This window comes from Streptomyces sp. SM11, assembly GCF_002910905.1.
Classification (GTDB): domain Bacteria; phylum Actinomycetota; class Actinomycetes; order Streptomycetales; family Streptomycetaceae; genus Streptomyces.
Genome location: NZ_NEUE01000211.1, coordinates 1 through 6,026, shown reverse-complemented (window position 1 = coordinate 6,026; position 6,026 = coordinate 1). Strand labels below are relative to the sequence as shown.

The window sequence follows — 6,026 nt, the reverse complement described above, 5'->3', positions numbered from 1 at the left end:
CGCCCCCCCCGTTATGTTTTTCGCGGTCCTGCAATGGGGCCGCTGGCCTCCGGGGCCGGTATGACTGTGTCCCCTCTGTCGATCGGATGACCTGGGGGGTGGTGTCGCCGGGCCCGGCAGGTGCCGTCGGAGACGCTGATGAGAGACCCGGCTACCGCCCGATCCGGCGCAATGCCGGGCAGTTCGCGGGCGGCAGGTCTGCATAACGTGGATGCGCGAGCACGGTGCCACCGCCGAGGCCGGCACGGTCAACGACCTGGAGAGGGTGCGATGTTCGACATCGAAGGCGTGGGCGTCTTCCTCGGGATGGACGTCGGCAAGACCGCCCACCACGGCCACGGGCTCACCCCGGCCGGGAAGAAGGTCTTCGACAAGCCGATGCCCAACAGCGAGCCGAAGCTGCGGGCGGTCTTCGACAAGCTCAAGGCCAAGTTCGGCACGGTCCTGGTCATCGTGGACCAGCCAGCGTCCATCGGCGCTCTGCCCCTGACCGTGGCCCGCGACGCGGGCTGCGAGGTCGCCTACCTGCCCGGGCTTGCCATGCGACGGATCGCTGATCTGTATCCGGGCGAGGCGAAAACGGACGCGAAGGACGCGGCGGTGATCGCGGACGCCGCCCGGACGATGCCCCACACTCTGCGTTCGCTGGAGCTGACCGACGAGATCACCGCCGAGCTCACGGTGTTGACTGGCTTCGACCAGGACCTCGCGGCCGAGGCGACCCGCACCAGCAACCGGATACGCGGGCTCCTCACCCAGTTTCACCCGTCGCTGGAGCGCGTGCTCGGGCCCCGGCTGGACCACCCTGCGGTCACCTGGCTCCTCGAGCGCCACGGATCCCCGGCCGCTCTGCGGAAAGCCGGCCGCCGCAGACTCGTCGAACTCATCCGCCCGAAAGCCCCGCGGATGGCCGCGCGGCTGATCGACGATGTCTTCGACGCTCTCGACGAACAGACCGTCATCGTTCCCGGCACGGGCACCCTCGACATCGTGATCCCGTCCCTGGCCGCCTCCCTCGCAGCCGTCCACGACCAGCGCCGGGCACTCGAAGCGCAGATCAACAGCCTGCTGGAGGCCCACCCTCTTCACCCGGTCCTGACCTCGATGCCGGGAGTCGGAGTCAGGACCGCCGCAGTCCTGCTGGTCACCGTCGGAGACGGCACCGGTTTCCCCAGCGCCGCCCACCTCGCCTCCTACGCCGGCCTCGCCCCGACAACCAGATCCTCGGGGACCTCGATCCACGGCGAACACGCACCACGAGGCGGAAACCGGCAGCTCAAACGCGCCATGTTCCTCTCCGCCTTCGCCTGCATGAACGCCGACGCCGCCTCCCGCACCTACTACGACCGGCAAAGAGCCCGCGGCAAAACCCACACCCAGGCACTCCTCCGCCTTGCCCGGCAGCGCATCAGCGTCCTCTTCGCCATGCTCCGCGACGGCACCTTCTACGAATCCAGAACCCCCACCGTCACCCTCACCGCATGACCACCCCAAATAGCCCCATACCAGACACCACGTCCTTGACGAAGGACATAGAGACACCCCCCCGGCCACGCCGTGTCAGGAAGAAAGCCCCCGACCGCCGTACCGGCCGGAGAGCCCACGAAGGAGCGGTGCGCGAAGAGGCCGGTGGCACAGGAGTTCCGCACGCTCGACGGCGTCTCCCAGGGCCCGGAGACACCGGACGAGGACACCGTCGTCGGCGACGCCCCTCACCTCAGCCCTTGACGCAGATGACCTGCCTGAGCTTCGCCACGACCTCGACCAGGTCCCGCTGCTGCTCCATGACCTGCTCGATCGGCTTGTACGCGGCCGGGATCTCGTCCAGAACGCCGGAGTCCTTGCGGCACTCCACACCGCGTGTCTGCTCCTCCAGGTCACGCACCGTGAAGCGGCGCTTGGCCGCGTTCCGGCTCATCCGGCGACCGGCTCCGTGGGAGGCCGAGTTGAACGCCTTCTCGTTGCCCAGGCCCTTCACGATGTACGAGCTGGTGCCCATCGATCCGGGAATGATCCCGTACTCGCCGGAGCCGGCGCGGATCGCTCCCTTGCGGGTGACCAGCAGGTCCGCTCCGTCGTACCGCTCCTCCGCCACGTAGTTGTGGTGGCAGGAGATCTCCTGCTCGAAGACCGGCTTCGCCTTCTTGAACTCCTTGCGGACCACGTCCTTGAAGAGCGCCATCATGATCGCGCGGTTGTACTTGGCGTACTCCTGCGCCCAGTACAGATCGTTCCGGTAGGCGGCCATCTGCGGGGTCTCCGAGATGAAGACGGCCAGGTCCCGGTCGACGAGGCTCTGATTGTGCGGAAGCTTCTGCGCGATGCCGATGTGGTGCTCGGCGAGCTCCTTGCCGATGTTGCGGGAGCCCGAATGCAGCATCAGCCACACGGCACCATCACCGTCGAGGCAGAACTCGATCATGTGGTTGCCCGATCCGAGCGTTCCCATCTGCTTCGTGGCGCGTTCCTGACGGAACTTGACCGCATCGGCGATCCCCCCGAACCGCCCCCAGAAGTCGTCCCATCCCGTCGTCGGGAACCCGTGCAGCTTCCCCGGGTCCACCGCGTCGCCGTGCATCCCCCGGCCGACCGGAATGGCCTGCTCGATCTTGGAGCGCAGCCGTGACAGGTCACCGGGAAGATCGTTCGCGGTGAGGGACGTTCTGACGGCGGACATCCCGCAGCCGATGTCCACCCCCACCGCGGCCGGGCACACCGCGCCCTGCATCGCGATCACCGAACCGACCGTCGCCCCCTTGCCGAAGTGGACGTCCGGCATGACGGCCAGACCCTTGATCCACGGCAGCGTGGAGACGTTGCGCAGCTGCTGCATCGCGCCGTCCTCGACCGACGCGGGGTCCGCCCACATCCGGATGGGAACCTTCGCTCCCGGTACCTCTACGTACGACATAACTCCTCGATTCCCCCGAAAAGACTGAAAGCGCAAAACCGGTGCCAAGATCGGCAAACCCATCGGCCGACCGGCATTCACAGCGGCGCGTGCGATACACATTGTGTCCATCGGCCGCCTCCGGGCGGCAACCCGTTTTCCGTACCGAAGGGAGCCTGGGACGGTGCGACACATGGCGTACGTACCCGGCGCCGCGCTTCTCGCAGCGCTCGTCGTCGGCTGTAGCGCCGGCGCCGACAGCAGCGCGAACGGCGCCGACAGCAAGGCGGGCAGCCCGACGGTCACCCCCGCGCCCCCGGGCAAGTACAAGACCCTGCCCGCCCCCTGCCGTACCGTGCCGCGCGGAACACTCAAGGATCTGCTGCCCGGTGCCGCGGAACTGCCGGGGGACCAGCAGGAGAAGGTGTTCCGGGGGACGGCGTCCGTCACGTACGACACCGACCGCAAGGTCGGCTGCAGCTGGAAGTCCAACGCGCCGGGCGCCACGCGCAGCCTCTCCATCGGCTTCGAACGCGTCGTCTCGTACGACCCCGCGGTCAGCGACGACGACCGCGCCGACACGGTGTACGCGAAGAAGGAGAGGGCCGCAGGCCTGTCGTCCTCGGCGACCCCCGGGCCGGACGCGGAGAAGAACACCGGGACCCCGGGCGAGCAGGAGAAGAGCAAGGGGAAGGGCGAGGGGAAGGGCGAGGGCTCCGGCGAGGAGGGGGAGCCCGAGGACGCGGCGGGGGACGCCACGGCCTCGGCGGACCCCTCGTCCACCGCCTCGCCCTCCGGAGGCCCCGGCGGAGGCAACAGCGGCAGCAGCAGCGCGGAAGACGCCCTCCCCTCGCGTTTGCTCGACAACCTCGGAGATGCCGCATTTCTGCAGGATCTGCCCACTCGGGCAGGTTCCACCGCACAGCACCGGACAGTGAGCGTGGTATTCCGCACATCGAATGTGGTCGTGACCGTCCGGTACGCCGAGCAGCCGGCCCTCGTCACCCAGGTGCCCGACGGCAGGGAACTCCAGGAGAAGGCCCAGGCACTGGCCCGGAAGCTGGCCGAGGCGCTCAGCGAATAGACGCCGCCCGCCGGGCCCCCTCCGGCCGGATTCCGGTCGCCGGGGGCCCTCGGCGGCGGCACGAGCCGGCCCCCGCCCGTCGTACCGTGGCAGTCCGGAAGACGTACCGACCCGCTACGAGCCCGCCCGCACACCGCACGAACCGAGACCTCCAGCTCCGAGAGTTCCGTGCCATCCGAGTGAAGGAACCATGCACCGATCAGCCCCGCGCCTGTCCCGCATCCTCGCCTGCGCCGCCGTTCCGGTGATGCTCGTAGCCGCCGGCTGCTCGTCGGACTCCGACTCCGGCTCCGGCTCCGACGGCAAGAAGAACGCGGGCTCCTCGTCGTCCGGCGCCTCCAGCGCCAAGCCCTCGGCGCCCGCCGTCGAGCCGGCCAGGTTCACCGATCTGCCCGACCCGTGCGGCTCGATCACGAAGAAGACGATCGAGGACCTGGTGCCCGAGGCCAAGAAGAAGAACGGCACGGCCGGCCGGTCCAACGACCTGGCGGCCCGCAGCAGCTGCTCCTGGAACGGCCTGGACGACAAGGGTGTCAAGGGCTCGCAGTACCGCTGGCTGGACGTCGGCTTCACCCGGTTCGACTCGGACCAGTCGCTGGGCAGCGGCGCCAAGCGCGCCACCGACGACTACGCGAAGCAGGTCACCAAGGCGAAGGCCACCGAGGGCGCCGAGAAGATCGCCGCGGAGCCCGCCGCCGGCATCGGCGAGGCGGCCACCCTCGTCACCTACGGCCTCAACAAGACGGACGAGGACTTCGCGTACGCCACGGTCGTGGCGCGCACGGGCAACGTCGTCGTCACCCTGACGTACAACGGCGCGGGCTACGCGGGTGCCAAGACGCCCTCGTCCTCGGACATCGTCAAGGGCGCCCAGAAGGCTGCGAAGGAAGCGGTCGCCGCCGTCGCCGACACCTCCGACGCCAAGGTCACACCCCCGGCCAAGGACGACACGAAGGACGACGCCGAGGACGGCAAGAAGGACGCGGCCAAGGGCAGCGACCAGGACAGCCCCAAGTCCGCTGCGAAGCCGAAGTCCAAGTCGAGCTGACGATCCGCCCGGGTGCCCGCACCCACGACGCGACCTGAGGTCCACAGGACCGGCAGGACGCGAACAGCCCCGCCCGGCACCGCCTTTCCGCGACCCGGCCCTCCCCGAGGGCCGGGTTCCGCACGTTCCGGCGGTCTCCGGCGACGCCCGGACAGGAGCCCTTGGCACCTCCCCGCGCAACGGAACTCGCACACATGTGCCAGGCTGTGCCATCGCCGGACGTCGGATGTCCGGCTGAAAATCGCTCAAGAACGCTGAACAACAAGGCCGGGCGGAGAAGTCGGGTCGGGGTACAGAGGTCGGGGAGGGGATCGCGCGTGGCCGCAATGCAGCTGACACGCACGCACCGCATACTCATCGGGGTCGTCATCGCCGGTGCGGTGCTCATCGCCGCGATCGGTTTCGCGGGTTCCTACGCCGCCGTGCGCGAGCTCGCGGAGGAGAAGGGCTTCGGGAGGTTCTCCCTGGTCTTCCCCATCGGCATCGACGCGGGCATCTGCGTCCTGCTCGCCCTGGACCTCCTGCTCACCTGGATGCGGATCCCGTTCCCGCTGCTGCGCCAGACGGCATGGCTGCTGACCGCCGCGACCATCGCGTTCAACGGCGCCGCCTCCTGGCCCGACCCGCTGGGCACCGCGATGCACGCGGTGATCCCGGTACTGTTCGTCGTCTCCGTCGAGGCCGCCCGGCACGCGGTCGGCCGGATCGCGGACATCACCGCCGACAAGCACATGGAAGGCGTCCGCCTCACCCGCTGGCTGCTCTCCCCCGTCCCCACGTTCAAGCTGTGGCGGCGGATGAAGCTGTGGGAGCTGCGCAGCTACGAACAGGTCATCAAGCTCGAACAGGACCGGCTGATCTACCAGGCCCGCCTCCAGGCCCGCTTCGGCCGCAGCTGGCGGCGCAAGGCCCCGGTCGAGTCGATGATGCCGCTGCGGCTGGCGAAGTACGGCGTACCGCTCGCCGAGACCGCCCCGGCCGGGCTCGCCGCCGCCGGAATCGAA

5 protein-coding genes are annotated in these 6,026 nt (G+C 69.3%); 4 read left to right on the top strand and 1 reads right to left on the bottom strand.

Annotated elements, in window-relative coordinates; translation table 11 throughout:
- Positions 1-270: 270 nt before the first annotated feature.
- Complete coding sequence (locus tag B9S58_RS20560) at positions 271-1,485, top strand: IS110 family transposase (protein WP_103533579.1); 1,215 nt, start codon at positions 271-273, stop codon at positions 1,483-1,485.
- A 232-nt stretch (positions 1,486-1,717) separates the two neighbouring features.
- Here the strand turns inward: B9S58_RS20560 and B9S58_RS20555 are convergent, their stop codons facing one another.
- Positions 1,718-2,911 (bottom strand): RtcB family protein, encoded by a 1,194-nt coding sequence (locus B9S58_RS20555; protein WP_103533578.1) that lies wholly within the window; start codon positions 2,909-2,911, stop codon positions 1,718-1,720.
- 172 nt (positions 2,912-3,083) lie between these two features.
- Between B9S58_RS20555 and B9S58_RS20550 the strand changes: the two genes are divergently transcribed.
- The 3 genes from B9S58_RS20550 to B9S58_RS20540 form a co-directional block, all read left to right on the top strand.
- Positions 3,084-3,974 (top strand): hypothetical protein, encoded by an 891-nt coding sequence (locus B9S58_RS20550; protein WP_103533577.1) that lies wholly within the window; start codon positions 3,084-3,086, stop codon positions 3,972-3,974.
- Between the two features lie 190 nt (positions 3,975-4,164).
- Entirely contained in the window at positions 4,165-5,022 is an 858-nt protein-coding gene (locus B9S58_RS20545; RefSeq protein WP_103533576.1) for a DUF3558 domain-containing protein, read from the top strand.
- Between the two features lie 317 nt (positions 5,023-5,339).
- Positions 5,340-6,026: DUF2637 domain-containing protein (locus B9S58_RS20540; RefSeq protein ID WP_146063543.1), on the top strand; the 687-nt coding region annotated here is incomplete at its 3' end.